At 55.0% G+C, this 22049-nt stretch carries 21 protein-coding genes and 1 pseudogene; 11 read left to right on the forward strand and 11 right to left on the reverse strand.

The annotated features are described in order from the left end of the window. Positions 1–102 precede the first annotated feature (102 nt). Together gbd and L1P08_RS01760 are read left to right on the forward strand one after the other, a co-directional pair. Positions 103–1227, forward strand: coding sequence for a 4-hydroxybutyrate dehydrogenase (gbd, locus tag L1P08_RS01755; protein WP_303618297.1), 1125 nt, complete (start codon positions 103–105; stop codon positions 1225–1227). A gap of 204 nt (positions 1228–1431) precedes the next feature. Further along, positions 1432–1566, forward strand: coding sequence for a hypothetical protein (locus tag L1P08_RS01760; protein WP_303618298.1), 135 nt, complete (start codon positions 1432–1434; stop codon positions 1564–1566). A 102-nt stretch (positions 1567–1668) separates the two neighbouring features. Here L1P08_RS01760 and L1P08_RS01765 read toward each other — a convergent pair whose 3' ends face one another. The 9 genes and pseudogenes from L1P08_RS01765 to L1P08_RS01800 all read right to left on the reverse strand — a co-directional run bounded on the left by L1P08_RS01765 (position 1669) and on the right by L1P08_RS01800 (position 9794). After that, entirely contained in the window at positions 1669–2706 is a 1038-nt protein-coding gene (locus tag L1P08_RS01765; protein ID WP_303618299.1) for an ROK family protein, read from the reverse strand. 30 nt (positions 2707–2736) lie between these two features. Beyond that, positions 2737–2925: pseudogene (locus L1P08_RS16380) on the reverse strand (hypothetical protein); the annotation flags it as partial. A 5-nt stretch (positions 2926–2930) separates the two neighbouring features. After that, the gene (locus L1P08_RS01770; RefSeq protein ID WP_303618300.1) at positions 2931–3998 is read right to left on the reverse strand and encodes an ABC transporter ATP-binding protein; all 1068 of its coding nucleotides are present in this window, start codon (positions 3996–3998) and stop codon (positions 2931–2933) included. A 3-nt stretch (positions 3999–4001) separates the two neighbouring features. Then, positions 4002–5516, reverse strand: a complete 1515-nt coding sequence (gene argH, locus L1P08_RS01775; protein WP_368077119.1) for an argininosuccinate lyase — start codon at positions 5514–5516, stop codon at positions 4002–4004. Between the two features lies 1 nt (position 5517). After that, a complete protein-coding gene (locus L1P08_RS01780; protein WP_303618301.1) occupies positions 5518–6357 on the reverse strand; it encodes a carbohydrate ABC transporter permease in 840 nt (279 codons plus the stop codon). After that, positions 6354–7247 carry a carbohydrate ABC transporter permease gene (locus tag L1P08_RS01785; RefSeq protein ID WP_438268429.1) on the reverse strand — a complete coding sequence of 298 codons (894 nt, stop codon included), beginning with the start codon at positions 7245–7247 and terminating at the stop codon, positions 6354–6356. Before L1P08_RS01785 ends, L1P08_RS01780 begins: the two co-directional genes overlap by 4 nt. Before the next feature lie 51 nt (positions 7248–7298). Next, positions 7299–8555: a sugar ABC transporter substrate-binding protein gene (locus L1P08_RS01790; RefSeq protein ID WP_303618302.1), complete on the reverse strand. Its 1257-nt coding sequence runs from the start codon at positions 8553–8555 to the stop codon at positions 7299–7301. 51 nt (positions 8556–8606) lie between these two features. Continuing rightward, positions 8607–9452 (reverse strand): MBL fold metallo-hydrolase, encoded by an 846-nt coding sequence (locus L1P08_RS01795; protein ID WP_303618303.1) that lies wholly within the window; start codon positions 9450–9452, stop codon positions 8607–8609. Next, positions 9453–9794: a hypothetical protein gene (locus L1P08_RS01800; protein WP_303618304.1), complete on the reverse strand. Its 342-nt coding sequence runs from the start codon at positions 9792–9794 to the stop codon at positions 9453–9455. It lies immediately after the preceding gene. A 43-nt stretch (positions 9795–9837) separates the two neighbouring features. Here L1P08_RS01800 and L1P08_RS01805 point away from each other — a divergent pair, with 43 nt between their 5' ends. The 8 genes from L1P08_RS01805 (at position 9838) to L1P08_RS01840 (ending at position 18249) form a co-directional block, all read left to right on the forward strand. Continuing rightward, on the forward strand, positions 9838–10152 hold the full coding sequence (locus L1P08_RS01805) for an ArsR/SmtB family transcription factor (RefSeq protein ID WP_303618305.1): 315 nt from the start codon (positions 9838–9840) through the stop codon (positions 10150–10152). A gap of 2 nt (positions 10153–10154) precedes the next feature. Further along, complete coding sequence (locus L1P08_RS01810) at positions 10155–10619, forward strand: SRPBCC family protein (protein WP_303618306.1); 465 nt, start codon at positions 10155–10157, stop codon at positions 10617–10619. A 35-nt stretch (positions 10620–10654) separates the two neighbouring features. Beyond that, complete coding sequence (locus L1P08_RS01815) at positions 10655–11071, forward strand: GFA family protein (protein WP_303618307.1); 417 nt, start codon at positions 10655–10657, stop codon at positions 11069–11071. 46 nt (positions 11072–11117) lie between these two features. Further along, on the forward strand, positions 11118–11573 hold the full coding sequence (locus L1P08_RS01820; protein ID WP_303618308.1) for an SRPBCC family protein: 456 nt from the start codon (positions 11118–11120) through the stop codon (positions 11571–11573). 216 nt (positions 11574–11789) lie between these two features. Continuing rightward, on the forward strand, positions 11790–12779 hold the full coding sequence (locus L1P08_RS01825) for an aldo/keto reductase (RefSeq protein ID WP_303618309.1): 990 nt from the start codon (positions 11790–11792) through the stop codon (positions 12777–12779). A gap of 217 nt (positions 12780–12996) precedes the next feature. Beyond that, complete coding sequence (locus tag L1P08_RS01830) at positions 12997–13473, forward strand: ImuA family protein (RefSeq protein ID WP_303618310.1); 477 nt, start codon at positions 12997–12999, stop codon at positions 13471–13473. After that, entirely contained in the window at positions 13400–14923 is a 1524-nt protein-coding gene (locus tag L1P08_RS01835; RefSeq protein WP_303618311.1) for a Y-family DNA polymerase, read from the forward strand. Before L1P08_RS01830 ends, L1P08_RS01835 begins: the two co-directional genes overlap by 74 nt. Then, positions 14923–18249, forward strand: coding sequence for an error-prone DNA polymerase (locus L1P08_RS01840; RefSeq protein ID WP_438268430.1), 3327 nt, complete (start codon positions 14923–14925; stop codon positions 18247–18249). Before L1P08_RS01835 ends, L1P08_RS01840 begins: the two co-directional genes overlap by 1 nt. Positions 18250–18319: 70 nt before the next feature. Here the strand turns inward: L1P08_RS01840 and L1P08_RS01845 are convergent, their stop codons facing one another. Together L1P08_RS01845 and L1P08_RS01850 are read right to left on the reverse strand one after the other, a co-directional pair. Next, positions 18320–20389, reverse strand: a complete 2070-nt coding sequence (locus L1P08_RS01845) for a 2Fe-2S iron-sulfur cluster-binding protein (RefSeq protein ID WP_303618312.1) — start codon at positions 20387–20389, stop codon at positions 18320–18322. A 16-nt stretch (positions 20390–20405) separates the two neighbouring features. Continuing rightward, entirely contained in the window at positions 20406–21023 is a 618-nt protein-coding gene (locus L1P08_RS01850; protein ID WP_303618313.1) for a glutathione S-transferase family protein, read from the reverse strand. Between the two features lie 110 nt (positions 21024–21133). Here L1P08_RS01850 and L1P08_RS01855 point away from each other — a divergent pair, with 110 nt between their 5' ends. Beyond that, the gene (locus L1P08_RS01855; protein WP_303618314.1) at positions 21134–22033 is read left to right on the forward strand and encodes a LysR family transcriptional regulator; all 900 of its coding nucleotides are present in this window, start codon (positions 21134–21136) and stop codon (positions 22031–22033) included. Positions 22034–22049: the final 16 nt, after the last annotated feature.

Raw genomic sequence — 22049 nt, forward strand, 5'->3', positions numbered from 1 at the left:
CCAGCGATGCTGTTCCGCTAACACCTGACTGGCGGCATTTGAGACTTTCTCTGAAAGCGACATGCCGCCAGCAAGCCGAATTACTCCAACCAGAGGCCCGTTATGTCGTTAATCACATATCTCACGGAAATCGAGTTTGGCGCTGGCAGTGTTGGCGAGCTTCAAAAGCATCTTGCACGTCTGGAAATCAGGCGTCCTCTGATCATCAGTGATCACGGCATCAAGGCTGCAGGTCTGCTTGACAAGGTGATGAGACAGATTGCGGCTGACGGACCGGTCTTTCTTGATGTGCCCACCAACCCGACGGAGGCCGCGACGCAAGCTGCCGCCCAAGTTTACGCCGCCAATCAGTGTGATGGTCTTTTGGCGATTGGCGGCGGGTCGCCGATTGATCTGGCGAAAGGCGTTGCGCTGATGGCGACGCATGGCGGTTCGCTGGCGACTTATGCGCTCATTGAGGGTGGATTGCAGGCGATCACCGACAAAGTGGCTCCTGTCATTGCCATTCCCACTACCGCTGGTACGGGGGCAGAAGTGGGCCGGGCAGCGCTCATCACGCTCGATGACGGGCGAAAGCTGGGCTTTGTAAGCCCGCACCTAATCCCTAAATGTGCTATTTGCGACCCTGAATTCACCGTTGCCATGCCGCAGTCATTGACGGCCGCAACAGCGCTTGATGCGCTGTCTCATTGCCTTGAGACCTATTTATCGCCGCGATATAATCCGCCAGCCGATGCGATAGCGCTCGATGGTGCTGTGCGGATATGGAACAATGTCGAAACGGCTTACAATAATGGTGCCGACCTGAAAGCCCGCACCGAGCTGATGATGGGGTCGCTTCAGGGTGGTTTGACCTTTCAGAAGGGCCTCGGTGCCATTCATGCGCTGTCCCATGCTATGGGGGGATTGGGCGCACTGCAATTGCATCACGGCACCCTTAACGCCATTCTCCTGCCCGGCGTTATGCGTCTTAATCGTGATGCAGCGCTTGAAAAAATGGAACGGATTGAAGAAGCCTTGGGTCTCGAGAACGGGGCGCTGCCGCGCGCTCTTGCCGACCTGAATGAACGTCTTGCTATCCCCAAAGGGCTTCGCACGCTGGGTGTGACCGAGCAGCATATTGATTATATTATTGAGCGGGCTCTGGCGGATCACAGCCATGCAACCAATCCGGTTCCGCTCACAGCAGACCAGTACCGGCACCTGATCCTCGAAACCATGATCTAATCGGGCCTCATTTTATTGATGGCGTTCAAGGAAACATCCCATGATTACAAACAGCACCATTATCAGCGCCAACGTGCCGTAGGCCCCAGGCCAAGATCCACCATGAAAAGGTGAGTTTCTGGGGTGTCTGGGTAATGGCCAGGAAATAGCCGAACAAGATTGCGCCGATAAGAATGGTGTAGACGGCGTGGGCCGGATAAGCTGATGCTTTCCTTGGCTGTCGCACTGACGATGACAAAAGAGCACGCAGCGGTTGGTATTTATCTGGGCAGGATCGTTTCGAAACGCCGGTGCGTCTTGCGCAATCTCGAGGATGGCAGGATTGCAGGTGAGGCGTAAGTGCATGTTGTCGTGGCTACCAGTGGCGCGGTGTCTTGGTTATTTGTAGCTATGCAAAGCACCGTGTTGCTCTGTGATTTTAGCATTTTCGACAGGTAAGATTTAATCTGCGCTGCTTACAGCCAAATCACTGAACAATGTTTCGTGGAAATGGTCTATCGCCATGGCGATGGCGCCCAGTTGCCCGGCGCGTGCGCCGAGGCGGCTTGCCTCGATCGGCAGCGGGTCGGGCATGCAACCCGCCAGAGCTTCTCGCACAAGTTCAATCAGCTCAGGTCTTGTGCCGATGCCCCCGCCAAAGACCACCACCTCGGGGTCGAAAATTGCCCGAATGGCAACGATGGCGACAGCCAGGGATCGTGCTGTTTCTCCAAGTACCCAACGGGCAGCAGGCTCATTGGCCGCCAGACGCTCAAAAAGTTCGATCATCGATACGCCGGCATTGCCGCTTGCTGCGTGATAACGTTCGAGAATTGCCTGGCTAGAGATGGCGTTTTCCAACGTGCCCGCACGATGGTTGCGGCTATCAAAGGGGTCGCCTGAGACTGGGAGCCACGCAATTTCACCGGCAGCACCATGTGCGCCACGGACAATAGCACCGTCGGAAACGAGGCCGAGGCCAACACCAGTGCCCATTGCGAGAAAGGCAAAGCTGCCGGTTGAACGTGGATTGCCGCGCCAAATTTCACCTTTAGCGGCCAGGGTTACGTCGTTCTCGACAAAGACCCGCATTCCCATTTCGTCGCCCAGCGCACGCTCAAAATTCAAATCGTCCAGCCCGCCAATGTTGGACACAAGGCTCAGCCGGCCACTTTGCCGATCATAGGAACCCGGCACGCCCAAAGCGCCGCAGGAGATCTGATTGAACGGTAACTGCTGACCGCGCGCCAGAGATTGTGTAAGGCGGGAAATTTGGGCGATAACAGCCTCCCCACCGTCACGAACCGTCGGCTCGATCGCTTCAGCTACGATTTCGCCCGACAGGTCTGCAATGGCAATCCGCAGCTTGGTGCCCCCCAGATCCCCGCCCCAAACGTAAGCGCGTTTGCCATTCAACTTATAATTGGTGGGGCTGCGTCCGATATTTCCCTTTTGCTGCCCGACCTCGAGAACCCAGTTGCCCTCGAGCAGGTCCCGCATTACTTCTGAGGTGGTTTGCTTGGACAGGCCTGTTCGGCGCGCAAGTTCTGCACGAGAGATAGCGCCACACCGAACAATTTCGCGCAAGATAACGCGCAGGGCCGCGCGCCTGCTGTGTGAGGCCGCCGTGAGTTGTGTCAGGTGCCGGTTCATTCCGAATGTTCCGCTTTGTACGCTAGTGTCTGCCGCATTTGTCCGGCCGCTATTACTGGTGCTCATGCTTGTCACAAGGCGAGGCCCGACGATGGATCGAAAAGGTGCAGCGTATCAGGCCGCGCGGTAACCCGCACAGAATCGCCGGGTGCCAGTTTGGTAAGCCCATCCGTTTGCGCGATCAGGGATTGAGACCCGGCGGTCAAATAAACGAGCGCTTCATGACCCAGACGTTCTACAATCTCTACGTGCCCCTCCAGAATCAATCCTTTCTGGTCCTGGCCAGCTATTTCCAGCTCCGGCGGGCGAATGCCCACCGTCACTGCGCCGGCGCGGGCCCGGCCGGGCAATACGATGCTGGCATGCTCAGTTCCCTCGAATGTAAGATTTCCCTCCGCGTCCAGTTGGCCGGGAACGAGGTTCATTGACGGGCTTCCAACAAACTGGGCAACAAAAGTATTTGCAGGTTTCCGGTAAAGCTCATCCGGTGTGCCGAGTTGTTCGATCCTGCCATCGCGCATGATGGCGATCCTGTCTGCCAGCGTCATTGCCTCGACCTGATCGTGGGTGACGAAGACGATGGTTGATTTTAGACGCTGATGCAGACGTTTGACTTCCAGCCGCATCTGGGCACGCAACTGCGCGTCGAGATTGGATAACGGTTCATCGAACAGGAATACCGCCGGATCACGCACCATGGCACGCCCGATAGCAACCCGCTGTCGTTGTCCGCCGGAAAGTTGCGAGGGGCGTCTTTCCAAAAGCTGTGTCAAGTCCAGCATTTCTGCCGTTTCGCGAATGCGTCGGTCTTTGGCAGGCTTGTCGAGCGTCGATGTCCTCAAACCAAAGCCTATGTTTTTATAGACGCTCATATGCGGATATATCGCGTAATTCTGGAATACCATCGCAATGTTTCGCGCTTTTGGTTCCAGATTGTTAACGACCTTGCCGCCGATGGAGATCTCGCCGTCTGAGATCTCTTCGAGGCCAGCCAACATTCTGAGAGTAGTTGATTTTCCGCACCCTGATGGGCCGACGAGAACAACGAATTCACCATCAGCAATGTCCAGGTCAATGCCGTGGAGAACCTCGACATCGCCATATCGCTTTACCAGTTTTTTGATCGCAACATTCGCCACAGTCTACTCCTCTTCTGCCAACGCACGTAGCGCATCAAATCGTTCTTGCAGTAATTTCGCGGCGGTCAGGTGCCGCTTGTGGTTTGCTGCAGCTCTGTCTTCCAGTGACTGCAGCGTCTCGCTATAAGCGCTCAATGCCTCTTCCATTGCCTCGGGTGCAGGGCCACCGAAACGGCTCCGCACGGCAACAAAATGTTCAGGGCTGACGGCCGCGCGGAATGCCTCCTGATTCAGAGACGGTTCTTTTCCTGTGTGGCGGGAGAAGGCTTCTTGAAAAGCTGCGTAACCGTAGCTTAGTGCGCCATTTTCTGCGACCACCGCCCGCGCTACCGCTGTTGCGACTTCATGAGCCTGGCGGAAAGATAACTTCTCGGCGCGCACCAAAGTATCAGCCAGTTCGGTAATGGTGATGCACGCACGATCTATATTCCGGCGTACATTGTCTGGCTGCACCTGCGCCCCGTCCAGAAATGCCGCCATAAGGTCAACCACGCGACCCGCGGTGTGGAAGGCCCTGGTGCCGGTTATCTGGACTTCGGATTCACTGTCATTCATATCGGTGAATGGGGTGTTGTGCATCGTTTGCACCACTGTGGTGGCCTGGCCAGATGCTGTGGAAGCAAGATGGCGCATGTGTTCGATTGGCACCGGGTTACGCTTCTGCGGCATGATCGAACTGATCTGCACCAAAGCGTTATTCACATAGAGTTGGCCAACTTCGAAAGCAGTCCAGTACTGGAAATCCTGAATTAGCCTGCCCAGGTGCAACATGGCCAGTGACAAGGCAGAATAGGGTGCTGTGATATAGTCCACGCCAGCGATGGAAGCGTAGGAGTTTCGCGTAGGGCCAGCAAATCCGATGAGTTCGGCGACGCGATGCCTGTCAATTGCGAAGCCGGTGGTTGTGATTGCCGCAGCTCCCATGGGGGATTGGTCGACCACTATTCGGGCCGCTTCCAGTCGTTCAAGGTCGCGTAGCAGGGTTTCCAGCGCAGCTGAAATATAATGCCCATAGGTTGATGGTTGAGCTGGTTGTCCGTGGGTATAGGCGACGATGATTTCGTCCCTGCCGGCTTGGGCCGCGTCGAGCATGGTACGTGCTAATGCACGGCCCTTTTTGAGAAATTCGTCGAGCACAGATTTTAGCTGGATGCGCAGAATTGCATGGTCCAGATCATTTCGACTGCGTGCCGTATGCAGAGAGCCGCCCAGTTCTGAGCCAAGAATTTGTTTCAAGGCAGCTTCGACCTCAAAAAAGAGATCTTCGTGATCGCCGGTATATTCAGACGGCTCCCAAATTGTGCTGCTTTCAATCTCGTTCAGGGCCGCAGCAATGCGCGCCGCGTCGGCTTCGGGCAGTACAGCCGTTTCTGCCAACATGACGCAATGTGCCCGGTTTATCCGCATCAGCGGTTCGCCGAAAAGGGCTTTCGCATGGTCATAAAGCGGTGCCAGAACCGTTCTTGCGTAGGTCGGATCCGGAAAATGGCTGTGATCGGTTTCGGATGGGGTCTTCATATCAGCCCTTTAATCCTGACAATACAACGCCGCGGATGATGTATTTCTGGAAGATGATGAATACGATCAATGTCGGGATTGTCGATACCGCCGCACCTGTCATTACCATTTCCCAGCGCGTCAGATTTTCGCTGGCGAATGATGACAGGCCCACCGGCACGGTGAACAGGTCGCGGTCAGAGGTTACGATGAGCGGCCAAAGGAACGCTGTCCAATTGCCAAGGAATGTGAAGATTGCCAGTGCCGACAAGGCGGGAGCTACCAGCGGCAAAGCGATTTCCCACCAGATGCGGAATTCAGACAATCCATCTATCCGGGCGGCGTCGATCAATTCGTCGGGAACCGTACCGAAGAACTGACGCATCAGGAATACACCGAAGCCTGTGATCAGTCCGGGGAACATAATGCCCCAATAGCTGTCGAGCCAACCGAAATGGGAACTCATTACATACCACGGGATAACCAGCATCTCGGTGGGGATCATCAAGGTAGAAAGGATGGCGATGAACACCAGGTTGCGGCCGCGAAAGCGGTACTTTGATAGTGTGTAACCCACGAGGCTGTCGAAGAAGAGTACCGACAAAGTGACCAGGGTGGAGGTGACCAGAGAATTGATGAACCAAGCGCTGAAACGCCCATCCTCGAAGAGCTCGACGTAGTTTCGGAGCGTGGGCATGGCAGGGATGAAGCGGAGGTCGTAGACCTGATCAGGGGTCTTGAGCGAGGTGGAGATCATGAACACGAATGGCGTAATCATGGCGATGCCGCCCAATGCCAGAAGTGTCCATACAAATATGCGGCCCGGACGAATGGCGCGGAACTGTTTGGTTGTCGCGGTCATTTTGACCTCAGAAGACGGAGTTGCGCCACGGTTATGGCGAGGAGCACGATGAAAAGCACCATGGTTTGCGCTGTGGCGTAGCCCATTTCGTAATCCACAAAGGCTGAGTTGTAGATGTTCAAGACCAAGGGGCGCGTTGCATTCAGCGGCCCGCCTTGCCCATCAACTGTCATGTTGTAGACCTGGTCGAAGATGCGCAGGAAGCCGATGGACGACACGACCACAAGGAACAGCAGGGTTGGCTTCAACAGGGGCAACGTGATTTCCCAAAGGATCGTCCAGCGCCCAACACCGTCAATGCGCGCCGCCTCATAATAGGTGTCGGGAATTGCGCGCAGACCCGCGAGAAAGATGATGACCTGAAATCCAAGGCCGGCCCAGATTGCCGGTGCGAGGACGGAGGGGAGTGCCTGAGCCATCGAACGAAGGAATGGTTGCTGCGGCAAGCCGACCGTTGACAGAATTTGGTTGAAGAGACCGATCGGCACCGGCTCGTAGAACCAGCGCCAGACCCATGCCATCGCCACTGCCGTGGTCAAATAGGGCACGAAATAGAGTGCCCTGATGAAACCGTGCATGAGGCGTACCTGATCCAGAAAATAAGCGACAACGAATGACAAAAACAAGCTGACGGGTAAGCCGATCGCCAGATACTCAAACGTGTTTATAAACACCGTCCAAAACTCGGGATCGGCGAACATGCGGGTATAATTGTCTATTCCCACAAATTCCCGCGGCCCCATGAGGGGACCTTCAGTCAGCGAAATCCACGCTGATTGCAGCGTTGGCCAGAACCGTACCACCATGAAAAATATTACTGGCACTAGCAGAAATAACCATGCGGTGGCTGCGCGTTTCTGGCTGATCGTCATGTTGTCGCGCAATAGCATTTGAGCTTCTCCTGGTGGTCCGGCGGCGACCTGGCCGCCGCCGGCTTGATTTTATTCAGCGTAGAAGCTGTCGAGCAATTTCTGCTCTTCTTCAGCTGCTGCTGCCAGGGAATCCTCTACCGAGACCCCACCGATATTGATCCGGTCGATCATGTCGAGCCAGATCTTGCGCTGTTCGCTTTCGTTGACGAAGCTTGTTGTCTGGGCCGTCTCAAGGCCGGCAATGAATGGGCCGTAGATCGGGTCGTTGGCATTGCTCTCCGTCAGGGCGACGGCCGGCTTGGCCGGCAATTCGCCAACCACGTCGAGCCAAAGCTGCATGGATTCATCGGTCGTCAGAAAGGCGAGGAATTTTTCGGCAGCTTCAAGCTTTTCGCCTTCGACTGCTGCCGAAATGCCATTAACCCAGTAAGACGCATAGTTTGACGTGATGCCATCATGTGAGGGCAGAGGGGCTACCCCCCAATCAAGGCCTTCCATCTTTTGAACTGCACCGATCCGGAACGAGCCATCGATCAAAATGCCTGCGCGTTGTGCCGCAAAAGAGGCCTGGGATTCGTTCATGAAGCCATAGTCGGTCGCCTTGTGGGTCATGAACATATCAGTATAGGCATGCAGGGCTTCTGCACCTTCGGGGGTGTTATAAGCTACCTGGGTGCCGTCATCCGAATAGGGCTGTCCACCAAACTGACGGATGAGAACTTCACGCCACCAATGCGCGTCCTGTGATACTGGGGTTGCCGTGATTCCGGCGACCAGAAGATTGCCTGCATCATCGTGTTCAGCAATGGCGGTGGCCGCCTTTACCAGATCCGCGTATGTCGCTGGCGGCGTTTCAGGGTCGAGCCCGGCTTTCTTGAACAGATCCTTGTTGTAGAACATGGCCAGCGAACGCACAGCGGTGGGCAGGCCCATATAGGCGTCATTCACTTTCATGCGCTCAACGATCGGGAAAAACGTTTCTTCAATTGCCGAAGGAGAGAATGTGGTTGTTGACAGTGGTTGGACGAGACCTGCCTTGAGATAATCCGGTAGCCAGCCATAATAAAACTGCATCACATCGGGGCCTTCGCCTGCGGGTACGGCAGCGGCGACCTTGGTGCGGTATTGTGCATAGGGAAAATGCGTATGCTTGACTGTGATGTCGGGGTTTTCCGCCTCGAACTTCTCGATGAGTTGGTCGATTGCATCGACACGTTCAGCAAAATAGTATTGCCAGTATTCAATCTCGACAGCTGATGCTGAACTGCCAAATATCAATGCGCCAAGCGCAGTTGCTGCGATAGTTTGAGAGAGTCTACGGATCATGTTTTAGTCTCCAATTTCGCTATCAGGTGCCACTGTTTTTTTGTGGCTGGTTTATCGTTGTGGCGTTTGTTCGGGAATGAACCGCAACCCCTCGCCATGGGGTGCGGCACGGCCAAATTGTAGCTGTGCCCGGAAGTGACCCGCCGCCAGAATCCAGTTCTCGTCGACGGCACGTTTCAGAAATTCATGTCGGCTCTTGCGGGCAAGGGCCGGGTCGTGGTCGGCCCTGTGTGACCAATCTGGCTGTTCGATTTGCGCCGGGCAGTGAAAGACGTCGCCGGTAACGGCCAATGTCATAGAGCCGGTGTTGATCAACACTGATTGGTGCCCGGGTGTATGCCCCGGTGTGGCCAGATATTTGATCCCGGGCGCAATCTCGGCGCCGTCGGGAAGAAGATCGACTCGTCCGGCCGCGATCAGGGGAGCCATGGTGGCCGCATATGCGGCGCGATGATGTTCACCCATGCCTGGTGCGCCCTGAGCGAAGAACGCCGCGTCGCGTTCGGGGGCGACATAAGGGGCGTTAGGAAATCTTGAATCGCCGGGGCTGCCTGCCCAGCCAATGTGATCCATATGCAGGTGTGTGAAGACAACCAGGTCGATGTTTTTCTCACTGACCCCGATCTCGGCCAGTCTGGCAGGCAAGTTCCCGGTGAGGCCGCCCAGATACTGGTTTGGGCCCGGGCCGATCCCTGCATCAATCAGGATGTTCATGCCGTTAAGTTGTGCCAGGAAGCAGCCGAGGTTGGGGCTGAACTGTCCCTGAGCGTCGAGGCCTGAACAGGAAACGCTTTGCCATGCCGCCGGCGCAATGGCCGGAAACGACCATGTGGGTGACACTGATGCCGGAACGGCATCCACCAGCGGCCATAGTTGAGCGTTGTTGGTCAGTTGCATTCAAAACCCGAATTTAATTTGTTCTGATATGGAACTAAAGCGTGTGTTGTGATCTTCTGTCAATCCGTCTGAGTGGTAAATTGTCAGATTTGTGACTGATTTAATTCCATAGGCTTTCGAATGGTCGGTCAGCCACCAGTTCGATCGGACGGTAAAGGTTGTGAGTTTTGTGTATGCCGGCTTGGTGGAGAAGTCCAAATTGCCGTTCGAAATCTTGATTCCGGTGTGGCTGTCATTTTGCGTTCGCCTGCTTAAGCGGCGGCTTCCCGCGGGCACTCGCTCAGCTTCACTGCGGTTGATACCAGCCTTTGGTGGGGTGCGGCTTTCTTTAAATCTTGACATGCAGGTAAATGCCTGCTTATTTAGTGACGAATGAGAGATAGCAATGGATTTTGACAAGGTCTTCAAAGCGCTGGCGGATCCGAGCCGTCGAAAACTGCTCGATCTGCTTTACGAGCAAAATGGCCAGACCCTGGGGCAGCTTTGCGAGCATCTGGAAATGGCACGGCAATCAGCGACGCAGCATCTGGGGATTCTGGAGGATGCGAACCTGATCAGCACCGTGAAGCGCGGTCGGGAGAAGTTGCATTTTCTCAATCCAGTCCCGCTCCAGGATATCTATGAGCGCTGGGTGCGGAAATTTGAAAGCCAGCGGCTCAAATTGTTGCATGACTTGAAGAGCGAACTCGAAGGAGAGTGATCGTGCCTGAAGAAAAAACCAGTTTTGTTTATGTGACTTATATTGCTGCATCGCCGCAAAAGGTGTTCGAGGCAATAACCAGGCCGGAACTTGCCCGCCGCTATTGGGGACACGAGAACGTTTCTGAATGGACGCCCGGCTCGAAATGGGAACATGTGCGGACCAATGACGAGCGGACGGTCGAGCTTGTTGGTGAAGTCGTTGAAATTACGCCACCGTCACGCCTGGTGATGACCTGGGCCAATGCGTCGCAAGCCGATGACCCGAGTGCCTATAGCCGCGTGACATTCGAAATCGTGGAATATGACGACATGGTTCGGCTAACCGTCAGCCATGACGATTTGATCGCTGGCAGTGGCATGGCCAACGGTGTCAGCAAGGGTTGGCCAACTGTTCTTTCCAGCTTGAAGTCTTTCCTCGAAACCGGCCGTGGGCTCGACATATTCGCCAAGCCCAAGACGGCCTGATCGACGACCTTTCAGCCCCTTAAAAGGATAAGGCCATGCCCAGGAGCTACAAGGGTGGATGCGCGTGTGGCGCGATCCGATATGAAACGAATAGCGAACCGGTTTTCCAGAACCATTGCCAGTGTCTGGACTGTCAGAAGCGCAGTGGCACAGGCCACGGCTCCTATCTGACTTTTGCAAACCGGCATCAGATGCACATTACAGGTGAGGCATCGACATGGCGGGTTGCGGGAGATACCGGAAACGAAAAGATCCACGCCTTTTGTCCCAATTGTGGAACGCCAGTCTATCTCGCTTTCGCTGCGATGCCGGATCTGATCGCGATACATGCAACCAGTCTGGATGATCCGGGTCAGTTCAGTCCACAGGCACTTACCTATAGCTATCGCGGCCATGCCTGGGATGCGATCGACCAGTCGTTGAAAATTCACGAGAGAATGCCGGCCGGCTAGACGCAATACCGGTATCTGTAATCAATACATTTAGAGGATAATGATCATGACTGAAGTGAAAGATTTCACCACTTCTTTTGTTGTCGACGCAGGTCCTGATGTGGTCTTTGCGGCGATCTGTAAGCCGCGCGCATGGTGGAGTGGTGCACATGAGGGTGTGCCCGGCAAGCTTGGCGATGTTTTTGCCTATCGTTACCACGACATGCACTACTCCAGGCAGGAAGTGACAGAGTTTGTGCCCGGCAAGCGCGTGGCCTGGTTTGTACTTGAAGGCCAACTCAACTTCATCGAAGACAAGAATGAGTGGACGGGTACCACCATGACGTTTGATATCGAAACCAAGGCTGGCAAGACCGAGGTGAAGTTCACGCATGTTGGGCTCAAGCCGGCGGTGGAGTGCTATGATACCTGTTCGGATGCCTGGACTGCCCTGATCCAAGGTAGCCTGCGCGAATATATCGAGACCGGCAAGACCGATATGCTGGAACTTGAAACTCTTTAGTGTTCAGGACTGATGTTTATTTTGCCTGATCAGCACGGCCCGCGCTTCGGGCCGTGCTTGTAAATGTTGTTAGAGCGCCCCAGCTCATCGCTATTTCAATAATGAAAGCCCTATTACAGCCATGTTGGCTGGCAAAGCTGCGCGCTTGTGCTCAAGTGCGGCCAAAGATCATTCGATCGGGTGAGATAGAGCCAATTGCTGGAAGGGATATATATTATGACTTCAACCATGACGATCTGGACTGGCAAGTCTGTGCCGCGGGTGGGGCTTGGTTGCTGGGCGATTGGCGGCACGACCAGCAGTGATGGTCCTTCAACATCCTATGGCGCGGTGGACGATGCTACATCCCGCGCGGCGCTTCGGCTTGGCTATGAGCTTGGCGCGCGGGTTTTTGATACGGCTATCGGTTATGGTGCCGGCCATTCCGAGATCCTTATCGGCGAGGAGATCTCGCGTTATGACGATGCAGTGATTGTTACGAAGTTCGGCTATGAGGTTGATGTTGAGAACAATCGCAATGGTCCTGAAAACGTTGATCCGGCCCATATCCGCGCCTCGCTGGATGGCAGCCGGAAGCGCCTCAAGCGTGACCGGATCGATCTTGCGCTGCTGCATCTCAATACCATGGATCCAGATCTTGCGCCCCAGGTATTCGATACGCTTGAAGAGCTGGTGCAAGAGGGCAAGCTTGCTGCCTATGGCTGGAGTACCGATTTTATTCCCCAGGCCCAGTCTGCGGCTGATTATCCGCATTTTGTCGCCTTCGAGAATGATTACAATGTTTTCACCCCGGCGACTGAGCTGATGGCGTTCGCGCAACGCAAAGGCAAGATTTCGATTTCCCGTCTGCCTCTCGCCATGGGGTTGCTCACCGGCAAGTATGCAGCTGACACCCGGCTTTCCACTGATGATGTGAGGGCGCAGGCTTTTCCATGGCTGCGGTTTTTCAGGGATGGAAAGCCCGATGCGGCTTATCTCAAGCGCCTCGGTGCGTTGCGTGATCTGCTTCAGTCAGATGGCCGCACTTTGGCGCAAGGGGCACTCGGCTGGATCCTTGCCCGCTCGGGTCTTGCCTTGCCTGTTCCCGGTTTCAAGAATGAAGCGCAGGTGCGTGACAATCTGGGTGCCAATGAGAAGGGCCCTCTCAGTGAGAGCACAATGGCCGAGATTGATGCAGTACTGTCAGGCTTTGCTGAAGACGTCTGAACAGCTACGGGGTTTGTGAAGCCATACATCCGCGCGTCCACATATTCGCCTTGACTTATAAAACGGGCGGATCTTATGTTCGTTCTTTGTTCTTATGGTGATGATGTCTTTATCGACCCAGTTTCCGGCCCTTAAAAACTGCCGGGCCCACGAAGTATGTGGGCCCGCCGCTTTGCCATTTGCATTGGCGATGGCAGCACGTGTTGCCGGGGCGGTAATGTTTGTCGATGCCCTGCATGAGCGGGATCAGATTTATCCTTTTGGGGCAGGTCGCTTCGTGGATATGGCGCGGGTGCTGAGCGTACGCGGCACATCGCAAGATGACATTTTATGGATTGCAGAAGAGGCTTTGCGCTCGGGATGTGTCCCGGTGGTGATCGCGCATATCACAAAGGAAATTTCATTGACGGCAGGCCGCAGGCTTCAGCTTGCTGCTGAGGTGGGCAAGTCGCTTGGCTTGTTTATCGTGCCCGAAGGTATGGGCTCAAACGCGGCAGAGACGCGATGGTATTGTCAGGCGGCGAGGGCGCAGGTGACTGCGCAATTGGATTCGACTTTATTCCAGTGGACATGTAATAAGAACAAAACAGGAACAATTGGAAGCTGGATGGTTCGTTGGAATGAAACAACGCGTCATATCGATTGTCTTTCCAAGGCTGGCGACAGATCGCTATCTCAGGCGGCGGCCAGTTGAAAGGCCGTTTGTGCTCACGCATTTCGAGAAGAATGTACAACGCATTTATTGCCTGAACGAACGAGCGGAGCGGGCCGGATTAAGACGGGAGATGAGCTTCACGGATGCTCGTACGCTTTGTGCCGACCTGGTCAGTGATCTGGCTGATCCTTTGAGTGATCATAAATTTCTCAATGCCCTGATGCGTTGGGCCGAGCGCTATTGCCCAGTCGTATCGTGTGATGACGCGAATGGATTGCTGCTTGATATTACAGGGGCGGCTCATTTGTTTGGTGGTGAAGAGGAACTGGTGTGTGACCTGCTTTCCCGGTTGGGCCGGGCAGGCTTATCGGCACGGCTGGGGCTTGCTGACACGGTTGGTGCAGCCTGGGCTGTGGCGCGGTTCGCATCTGAGACGCATAAAAATTATGGCGACCGGCAAACTGGAATAGTCATTGAATCATCCGACACTTCTCCGGCCCTCGCAAAATTGCCGGTCGCGGCCCTCAGAATTGATGCCAAAACCAGTAACACTCTACGGCGCCTGGGACTTTCCACTATCCATGATTTGCAACAGATCCCTCGTGCCACACTGTCGCGCCGTTTTGGCAAAACCTTGCTGACCCAGCTTGATCTCGCTTGGGGGCATGCCATGGAGCCGGTCAGACAACAACGCACCGAGTTGCGTTTTGCGGCGCGCATCAATTTGCCAGAACCGATCGGACTTACTGATGATGTTTTAGGCATTGCCGGAAAACTGATGCAGCAAATCTGTAAAAGGCTTGAAGCCGCACACAAGGGCGCCCGGCGACTGCGCCTGACGGCGCAACGGGTCGACAGTACTCATGAGGTTGCTGAAATCGGCCTGGCGCGCGCCATGCGCGATCCGGAGCGTATGACGCGTTTGTTTTCACGTGCGGTGGATACCATGAATGCGGGGTTCGGGATTGAACGGGTGTGGCTGGAAGCCATTGAAACCGAACCGCTCAGTTTTACCCAAAAAAGTCATCTCGATAAAAAGGAAAAGGAAAGCGCAGCATTAGCTGACCTGATTTCCAGAATTGGCAACCGGGTTGGATTTGATCAGGTGCAGCGATTTTTGCCGGTTCAAAGCCACATTCCGGAGAAGAGTTTTACGGTTGTGGCAGCTGCTTATAGTGAACCTGCCCATCATTGGCCGGTATCAAACCAGCGCCCTCTCATTATTTTTGCCCCAGAGCCAATCGCCGCACATGGCGCGGAACCGCCCAAGGCCTTTCGCTGGCGTAATGTGCGGCTCAAGGTTGTGGGGGCTGAAGGGCCAGAGCGCATCCAGCCTGAATGGTGGCTGGATGACCCTGACTGGCGTTCGGGCTTGCGTGATTATTGGCGGGTTCAAACCCATGAGGGGCGACGCTTGTGGCTTTTCCATACCCCGCAGGTTGCAGCAAGCCACATTTCAACATGGTTCGTGCATGGGGAATTCGCCTGATGCCGGATTCTTCGCCACATCTCTATCCGCGTTTGGAAGCGAAACTTCCAAAGCCGCGCGAAAGCCATTTTCTAGCCCCCGAAACGGTAGGGAATAGTTATGCGGAATTATGTGTCACCACGAATTTTACCTTTTTGACCGGTGCCTCGCATCCGGAAGAATATATGAGCAAAGCCGCTGAGTTGGGGTTGAAGGCCATTGCCATAACCGACGTCAATTCATTGGCAGGCGTGGTGCGGGCCTTTGCCGCCAGAAAGGAAATGGCGCGCGAGGCACAGGAGCGCAATATCGAGATTGAGCTGCCGCGTTTGATCGTCGGCGCGCGCCTGGTGCTTGCAAACAGTCCGGTTGAATGGCTGGCGCTTCCGACCGATCGCCAAGCCTATACGCGGCTAACGCGATTACTGACTTTGGGAAAGCGGCGCAGCACGAAAGGGAAATGCACATTATACAAGAATGACTTGGTCGAATGGGGCCGTGGCATGGTGCTGATTGCCCTGCCAAAACCAGACCTCGTTCTCCCGGAGAGTATTCTATCTGAATTACATTATATCGTCCGGCATTTCCCGGGGATGAGTTTTTTGGGGGCAGCGCCCAATTATGATGGGTGTGACCAGAGGCGTTTTAAGCAATTGGCCATGTTGGGACGGCGGGCGGGCATCCCCATGGTGGCTTTGGGCGATGTGCTTATGCATGTCTCCAAGCGGCGGCAGTTGGCTGATGTTTTAACCTGCCTGCGGCTGGGCTTGCGGATTGACGATATTGGCACCTATGCGTTGTTGAATTCAGAGCGGCGCTTGAAAGGCTATGCGGATATGGCGCGTTTATTCCGCGATTATCCCGGGGCCTTGCGCCGGACACTGGATATTGCCAGGCGCTGTATGTTTGACCTGAGCGAACTGTCTTATGAATATCCCGATGAAATTTCCGATGGGGAGGCGCCGCAAGCCCGACTGGAACGGCTGGTCTGGCGCGGGCTGACGCGCCGCTATCCTCAAGGTGCGACGCCGGACACGCTTGCCAAGATCGCAAAGGAGCTGGATCTGATCCAGAAAATGGGTTTTGCCGCTTATTTTCTGACTGTGCATGACATTGTAGAGTTTGCCCGTTCACAAGACATTTTGTGTCAGGGACGGGGTTCGGCTGCCAATTCGGTGATCTGTTATGTTCTGGGCATTACCGAGGTGCCTCCCGAGGTCATTTCGATGGTGTTCGAACGGTTTATCTCGGAAGCGCGGGGGGAGCCGCCCGATATCGATGTCGATTTCGAGCATGAGCGCCGCGAAGAGGTCATCCAGCATATTTATCAAAAATATGGCCGCCATCGTGCGGGGCTGTGTGCCACGGTTATTCACTTTCGCGCCAAAGCGGCTATTCGCGAAGTCGGCAAGGTTATGGGGATCAGTCAGGATGTGCTGGCGGCTTTAACCAGCCGCATGTGGGGCTCATCCAATAGTCTGGACGCAGGCCAGCTGAAAGAAACCGGCATAAATCTGGAGGACAAGCGACTGCTGCTCACGCTTGACCTGATCGGGCAAATCATTGGCTTTCCGCGCCATCTTTCGCAGCATGTCGGCGGTTTTATCATTACCAAAGGCCGGCTGGATGAGCTGTGTCCAATCGAGAACGCGGCCATGGAAGACCGCACTGTGATCGAATGGGATAAGGACGATATCGACACATTGGGCATATTGAAGGTTGATGTGCTCTCATTGGGCATGCTGACCTGCCTTCGCAAATGCTTTGATCTTGTGGAGCGCCATGAGCACCGAACCTGGTCGCTTGCAAACATTCCTCCTGATGATCAGGCGACTTATGCGATGTTATGCGTGGCTGATGCCGTGGGGGTGTTTCAGGTGGAAAGCCGGGCGCAGATGAATTTTCTGCCGCGCATGAAACCGCGCAAATTCTACGATCTGGTGATTGAAGTCGCCATTATCCGCCCCGGCCCCATTCAGGGCGATATGGTGCACCCCTATATCCGGCGCCGGAATGGTGAAGAAGAGATCAGCTTTCCCTCGGGAGAACTTGAAGAGGTGTTGGGCAAAACGCTTGGCGTGCCGCTGTTTCAGGAACAGGCGATGCAGATTGCCATTGTCGCCGCCGGGTTTTCTGCAGGAGACGCAGACCGGTTGCGCCGATCACTGGCTACATTCAAGCGCATGGGGACGATCTCGAGCTTTCGGGACAAGTTTATCACCGGCATGCTGGATAGGGGATATGCGCCCGAATTTGCGCAACGCTGTTTTTCGCAAATTGAGGGGTTTGGCGAGTATGGCTTTCCTGAAAGTCATGCTGCCAGTTTTGCGTTGCTGGCTTATGCCTCGGCTTTTCTCAAGCGACACCACCCGGCGGCTTTTGCATGTGCTTTGTTGAATTCGCAACCCATGGGGTTTTATGCGCCAGCCCAGATCGTGCGGGATGCCCGTGATCACGGGATCGAAGTGCGCCCAGTGTGTGTGAATAATAGCGAATGGGATAATACGCTCGAATTGCGGGGCGATGGTGCTTTAGCACTTCGGTTGGGATTTCGGCAGATTAAGGGCTTTCGGGAAGAGGATGCCAACTGGATCGTGGCGGCACGCCATAATGGTTATCCTGACCCCGAGAGCTTGTGGCGAAGAGCTGGTATCGGTCCCAATATTTTGGAACGGCTTGCAGAAGCGGATGCGTTCTTGTCCATGCAGATCAGTCGCCGCGATGCGTTGTGGCAAGTCACAGCCATTCAAGGGGAAGCGCCTTTGCCCCTGTTTGCCAATCCTATTGACGGGGAGGGGATTTATGAACCCTCTGTCACTCTACCGCCCATGCATCTGGGCGAAGAGGTGGTAGAGGATTATGTGGCCATGCGTTTAAGCCTTAAGGCGCATCCAATGGAGATTTTGCGGCCGAAATGGCCTGATATTTTGCCCCATGCGCAATTGATGACAACGCCGTTGCAGCGCATCAGCGTGTGTGGTCTGGTCATTACGAGACAGCGCCCTGGCACGGCGTCGGGGGTGATTTTCCTGACCCTTGAAGATGAAACCGGGGTTTGTAATGTTGTGGTTTGGCCCAAAATCTACGAGAAATTCCGCCGGGCCATTATCGCTGGACGCCTGTTGCGCATCAGAGGCAAGCTCCAGCGCGAAGGTATCGTGACACATCTTGTTGCTGACAATGTTGAGGATGTCTCGGACTCTCTCTCATTACTCGGCCATCCCGACTATGATGTGGTGGGGCTGCCTGAAACCGTCAATGATGAAACCCCACATCCCCGCCGACGGATGGCGATGCATCCGCGAGAACAGGCCAAGGCTTTGTTTCCAAGTAGAGATTTTCACTGACTAAGGCGCGGAATATGTGCTGATAAATCCGGACTGACTGGTGCTGGCCAAAGGGATAAGAGCTTGCTCCCTAAAAGGTGAGCTTGAGCGATGCACTTGCTTTTGCGGGTACTGCCGAACAGAGCAGAACCTCTCCATCGTTCAATGGTGCGGTGATGTGCCTGATGTGCGTTACAGCGCCAGACGCGACGGTGGCGCGGCAAGTTCCGCAGGTGCCCGTGCGGCAGTCGAAGGGTGGTGAAAGTCCTGCGGCTTCGGCGCAATCGAGCAGCGTGCCGGTGTCAGGCCGCCAAACGGCCTTTACCGACGCATCGTTGAATCTGACTTCAACGGGCTCATCAGCAGGGGGCGGGCTTATTGAAAACGCCGCTTCCTTTGCAGACTGTCGCACAATTCCGGAGGGTCCAAAGGTTTCTGCATGAATTCTTTCGTCAGGAACGCTCATGCCGACAAGGCCATCATAAACCGACTGCATGAAGGGGGCGGGCCCGCAGATATAAAAGTCAAAATCATCAAAAGGCAGGGTCTCGCGCAGAAGCGCCATGTCGATGCGTCCGGCGTGATCGAATTCGGTTTCCGCTGCCGCATCTGCCGGATCGCTGAGGATGCGGATCCATCTGACCGCCCCGTTGGCGGTCTCAACAAGGTTGGCAATCTCAAAGTCGAAGGCGCGCTCTGCCCTGGTTCTTGCCGCATGGAACAACCAGGTCGGGCGGGTGCGACGGGTGCGGTTGCCTTCATAGACGAGATGCCGCAACATTGAGAGCAGCGGGGTAATGCCGATACCCGCCGCCAGCATAACGGCCGGTCGCGTTTCACTTGCATCGATTGAGAAGGCGCCGCTGGGGCCACGTGCGTCAATAGTGGCGCCGCGTTGTATCGCGTGGTGAAGGTGCGTTGATAGCAAGCCTTCCCGTTTGACGCTGATGCGCAGGAAATCGTCGGATGGGGCCGTGGACAAGGTGTAGTTGCGTATGATGGGGTGAGTGTTGCCCGGCAAGGTCAAACGGATTGCTAAATGCTGTCCCGCGGCGTGGGGTGGCTTTCCCATGCCGTCGGTTGGATAGAGATGAAATGAGCGTATTGTGGTGCTTTCATCTACAATGTCTTCAACTCGATAGGTTCTCCAGGTTGCCGCCATCGATCTTGCTGAGAGCCGTTGTTCGCTTTCCTCCCAGCTACCCGTCAGAAAAACATGGGGCGACCATGGTTTGTTTTGCATCCGCCAACGCAATGGTACCCCATCCGGGCGGCGAATGATTTTACGCGGCTTGAATGTCCAAAGGCGTTCGGCACCCTGAAATGTCTTTATTTCCTCAGAATCAAGAATGACCTTTGCCTCACCGGTGAGCTGGAGGAGTTCCCCTGAGGTGAAATCGATGAACACCAAACCAGCATGTCCGTTAATCGCGATGTTTCCCAGCGTGTTAAAAAACAGATTGCCCGCGAAATCAGGCACTGTAAGCGTGTTATCCTGATTTAGCCGCACAAAGCCGGATTTTCCGCCGCGATGAGATACGTCTACCTGTCTTCCAGTGCCGGGTGTGTCGATATATGTGGCAACGAAAAAGGTGTCCGCGTTGCGGATCACATCCTTTGCCCTTTTATCAAGATCCACGAGTGCCTCTGCCGGGGTGGTTGTGTTTATCTCGGGCTCACGTACGAACTCATAGTCACGCAACTGAATGTATTGCGGACAATTGCCATAGGCCTGGCGGACCGTGACATCAAACCGATCCGGCGCGTGGCGCCTGATTGTGCCGTTCAGACGATTGCGGCGGCGCGTATGCAGTTCAATCCCGAGCATGGCGACTGCATCACCGTCGCCCAGACCACTGTCGGCAGGGTCCTGCGCGTCGCGATCAATTCTGGCACTGAGCGTGTGAGCGTCGGGGGCGGAGAGAAAGCCGGGATGGCCAGTCTTTAGCGTTGCCCATACATCGCCGTGTTTGTCGACAGCACCGACTGCCACGAATGGTAACAAAGGATAGAACAGGCGGTGTTGTTCGGTCAGGTAGTCGCGCAAAACACGCCGGCCAACGCCATCCATTTGTTCGGCCACGCCAGCGCTTTGTTGTAGCGCCAACTCACCCGCGTGCCATGGCGTGTTGTCAGGGACATGTTCTGATTTCAGCGTCATATGTTCCGCCCCATGATCAAGAGGGGTCCGTAAGGCCGATCCCGGTTTTAGGGAACGCCACGAACCCGCCCAGGGCTTCAACACGTTTTAGCCATGCCGTCACATTGTCGTATCTGAAGCGGTCAATATTGCCCTCGGGTGCACGCGCAATATAGCTGTAAAGCGCAACATCAGCGATCGTGGGGTGATCTGAAGCAATCCATTTCCGGTTCTTGAGTTCGGTGTCGATTATCTCAAGGACATGATGCGCTCTGGCGATAACTTCCTGCGCGTTAAATGGCTTGTTGAATACGGTGAGCAGCCGGGCTGCGCATACGCCATATGCAATCTCGCCAGAAGCGACGGAAAGCCAGCGCTGCACCCGCGCTGCGCCCAGCGCGTCCTCGGGGAGCCAATCGGTATTTCCGGCCTTTTTGGCCAAGTAGATTAGGATGGCCGTTGAATCGGTGATGATTACGCCGTCATCCTCGAGCACTGGCACCTCGCCAAAAGGGTTTATCGCGAGAAATTCCGGGGTCCTGTGGGCCCCATTGGCGAGATCCATTTGGACGATTTCGACATTTGCGCCGATCAGGGAGGCAAACAGACGCGCCCGATGCGCATGCCCTGAAAGCTCGAAGTCATAAAGCTTCATAGCGATCTCCGTTTTGAAAGTTCTCCCCATATTGATTGTTTTATATAAGAATTAGAATGCTGGTATTTATAAATAGAATATTTCATATTATGAAATAATGTGAGGTGGAGATGGATAAGCTGCATTGTATGGCAGTAGTGGTGAAGGTTGCGGAGGTTGGCAGCTTTACGGCTGCTGCCCGTCTATTGAACATCAGTCCGCCCAAGGCAACGCGGGCCGTGGCTTTTCTTGAGGCGGCGGTTGGTGCCAAGTTGTTTTTGCGGTCGACCCGTGCTGTGAAACTGACGGAAGCCGGGCGGCTTTATGTCGAGGATTGCCGTCGTATTCTCGCCGACATGGAGGAGGCGGAAGCCGCGGTAAACGGATCTTATGCGCAGCCGGTTGGCACCTTGACGGTTACGGCGCCGGTTATGTTCGGCAACATTTTTGTGATGCCAGTTCTTGTTGAATTTTTAGAACGATACCCTGCCGTTCAGGGGCGTGCGTTGTTGTTCGATCGTGTTGCCAATCTGGTCGAAGAAGGTGTTGATGTTGGCGTGCGTATCGGGCATTTGCCGGATTCCGGGATTAACGCCATCAAGGTGGGCGCCGTCAGAAGAGTCATTTGCGGCGCGCCTTCCTATTTCGAAAGGAATGGTATTCCTTTGGATACTAAAGCTCTTTCTGACCACTCGGTTATCGCGACGACCGGCTCGTCAGCGCCGATTAAATGGCGGTTTGGTGGCGCGAACAGGGACATGACCGGATTTCATCCCCGGTTATATTGCAACAATGTAGAGGCGTCGTTGTCTGCGGCGGTCAGCGGATGGGGGCTTGCCCAGGCGCTCTCCTATCAGGTGGCCAAGCCTTGTGCTGAAGGGGTTTTGAAGATTGTCCTCGAAGAGTTTGAGGACGAGCCCATGCCGATTCACGTTATTCACCCCGAAGGCCGATACGCATCAGCCAAAACGCGGGCGTTTGTGGATATGCTGGTCAGCAAACTACGCACGGCTGCACCGTTTGACGGATAAACACGGGCAGTCTGGG

It is taken from the genome of Mariluticola halotolerans, from assembly GCF_021611515.1.
GTDB lineage: Bacteria > Pseudomonadota > Alphaproteobacteria > Rhizobiales > Devosiaceae > Mariluticola > Mariluticola halotolerans.

Coding starts and splice junctions, on each gene's coding strand:
- L1P08_RS01820 (WP_303618308.1), top strand. CDS start 11,118: ATGACTGAAGTGAAAGATTTCACCACTTCTTTTGTTGTCGACGCAGGT.
- L1P08_RS01805 (WP_303618305.1), top strand. CDS start 9,838: ATGGATTTTGACAAGGTCTTCAAAGCGCTGGCGGATCCGAGCCGTCGA.
- L1P08_RS01760 (WP_303618298.1), top strand. CDS start 1,432: ATGCTTTCCTTGGCTGTCGCACTGACGATGACAAAAGAGCACGCAGCG.
- L1P08_RS01780 (WP_303618301.1), bottom strand. CDS start 6,357: ATGACCGCGACAACCAAACAGTTCCGCGCCATTCGTCCGGGCCGCATA.
- L1P08_RS01855 (WP_303618314.1), top strand. CDS start 21,134: ATGGATAAGCTGCATTGTATGGCAGTAGTGGTGAAGGTTGCGGAGGTT.
- L1P08_RS01765 (WP_303618299.1), bottom strand. CDS start 2,706: ATGCGGGACCTGCTCGAGGGCAACTGGGTTCTCGAGGTCGGGCAGCAA.
- argH (WP_368077119.1), bottom strand. CDS start 5,516: ATGAAGACCCCATCCGAAACCGATCACAGCCATTTTCCGGATCCGACC.
- L1P08_RS01830 (WP_303618310.1), top strand. CDS start 12,997: ATGTTTGTCGATGCCCTGCATGAGCGGGATCAGATTTATCCTTTTGGG.
- L1P08_RS01795 (WP_303618303.1), bottom strand. CDS start 9,452: ATGCAACTGACCAACAACGCTCAACTATGGCCGCTGGTGGATGCCGTT.
- L1P08_RS01815 (WP_303618307.1), top strand. CDS start 10,655: ATGCCCAGGAGCTACAAGGGTGGATGCGCGTGTGGCGCGATCCGATAT.
- L1P08_RS01835 (WP_303618311.1), top strand. CDS start 13,400: ATGAAACAACGCGTCATATCGATTGTCTTTCCAAGGCTGGCGACAGAT.
- L1P08_RS01825 (WP_303618309.1), top strand. CDS start 11,790: ATGACTTCAACCATGACGATCTGGACTGGCAAGTCTGTGCCGCGGGTG.
- L1P08_RS01845 (WP_303618312.1), bottom strand. CDS start 20,389: ATGACGCTGAAATCAGAACATGTCCCTGACAACACGCCATGGCACGCG.
- L1P08_RS01790 (WP_303618302.1), bottom strand. CDS start 8,555: ATGATCCGTAGACTCTCTCAAACTATCGCAGCAACTGCGCTTGGCGCA.
- L1P08_RS01785 (WP_438268429.1), bottom strand. CDS start 7,247: ATGCTATTGCGCGACAACATGACGATCAGCCAGAAACGCGCAGCCACC.
- L1P08_RS01850 (WP_303618313.1), bottom strand. CDS start 21,023: ATGAAGCTTTATGACTTCGAGCTTTCAGGGCATGCGCATCGGGCGCGT.
- L1P08_RS01800 (WP_303618304.1), bottom strand. CDS start 9,794: ATGTCAAGATTTAAAGAAAGCCGCACCCCACCAAAGGCTGGTATCAAC.
- gbd (WP_303618297.1), top strand. CDS start 103: ATGTCGTTAATCACATATCTCACGGAAATCGAGTTTGGCGCTGGCAGT.
- L1P08_RS01840 (WP_438268430.1), top strand. CDS start 14,923: ATGCCGGATTCTTCGCCACATCTCTATCCGCGTTTGGAAGCGAAACTT.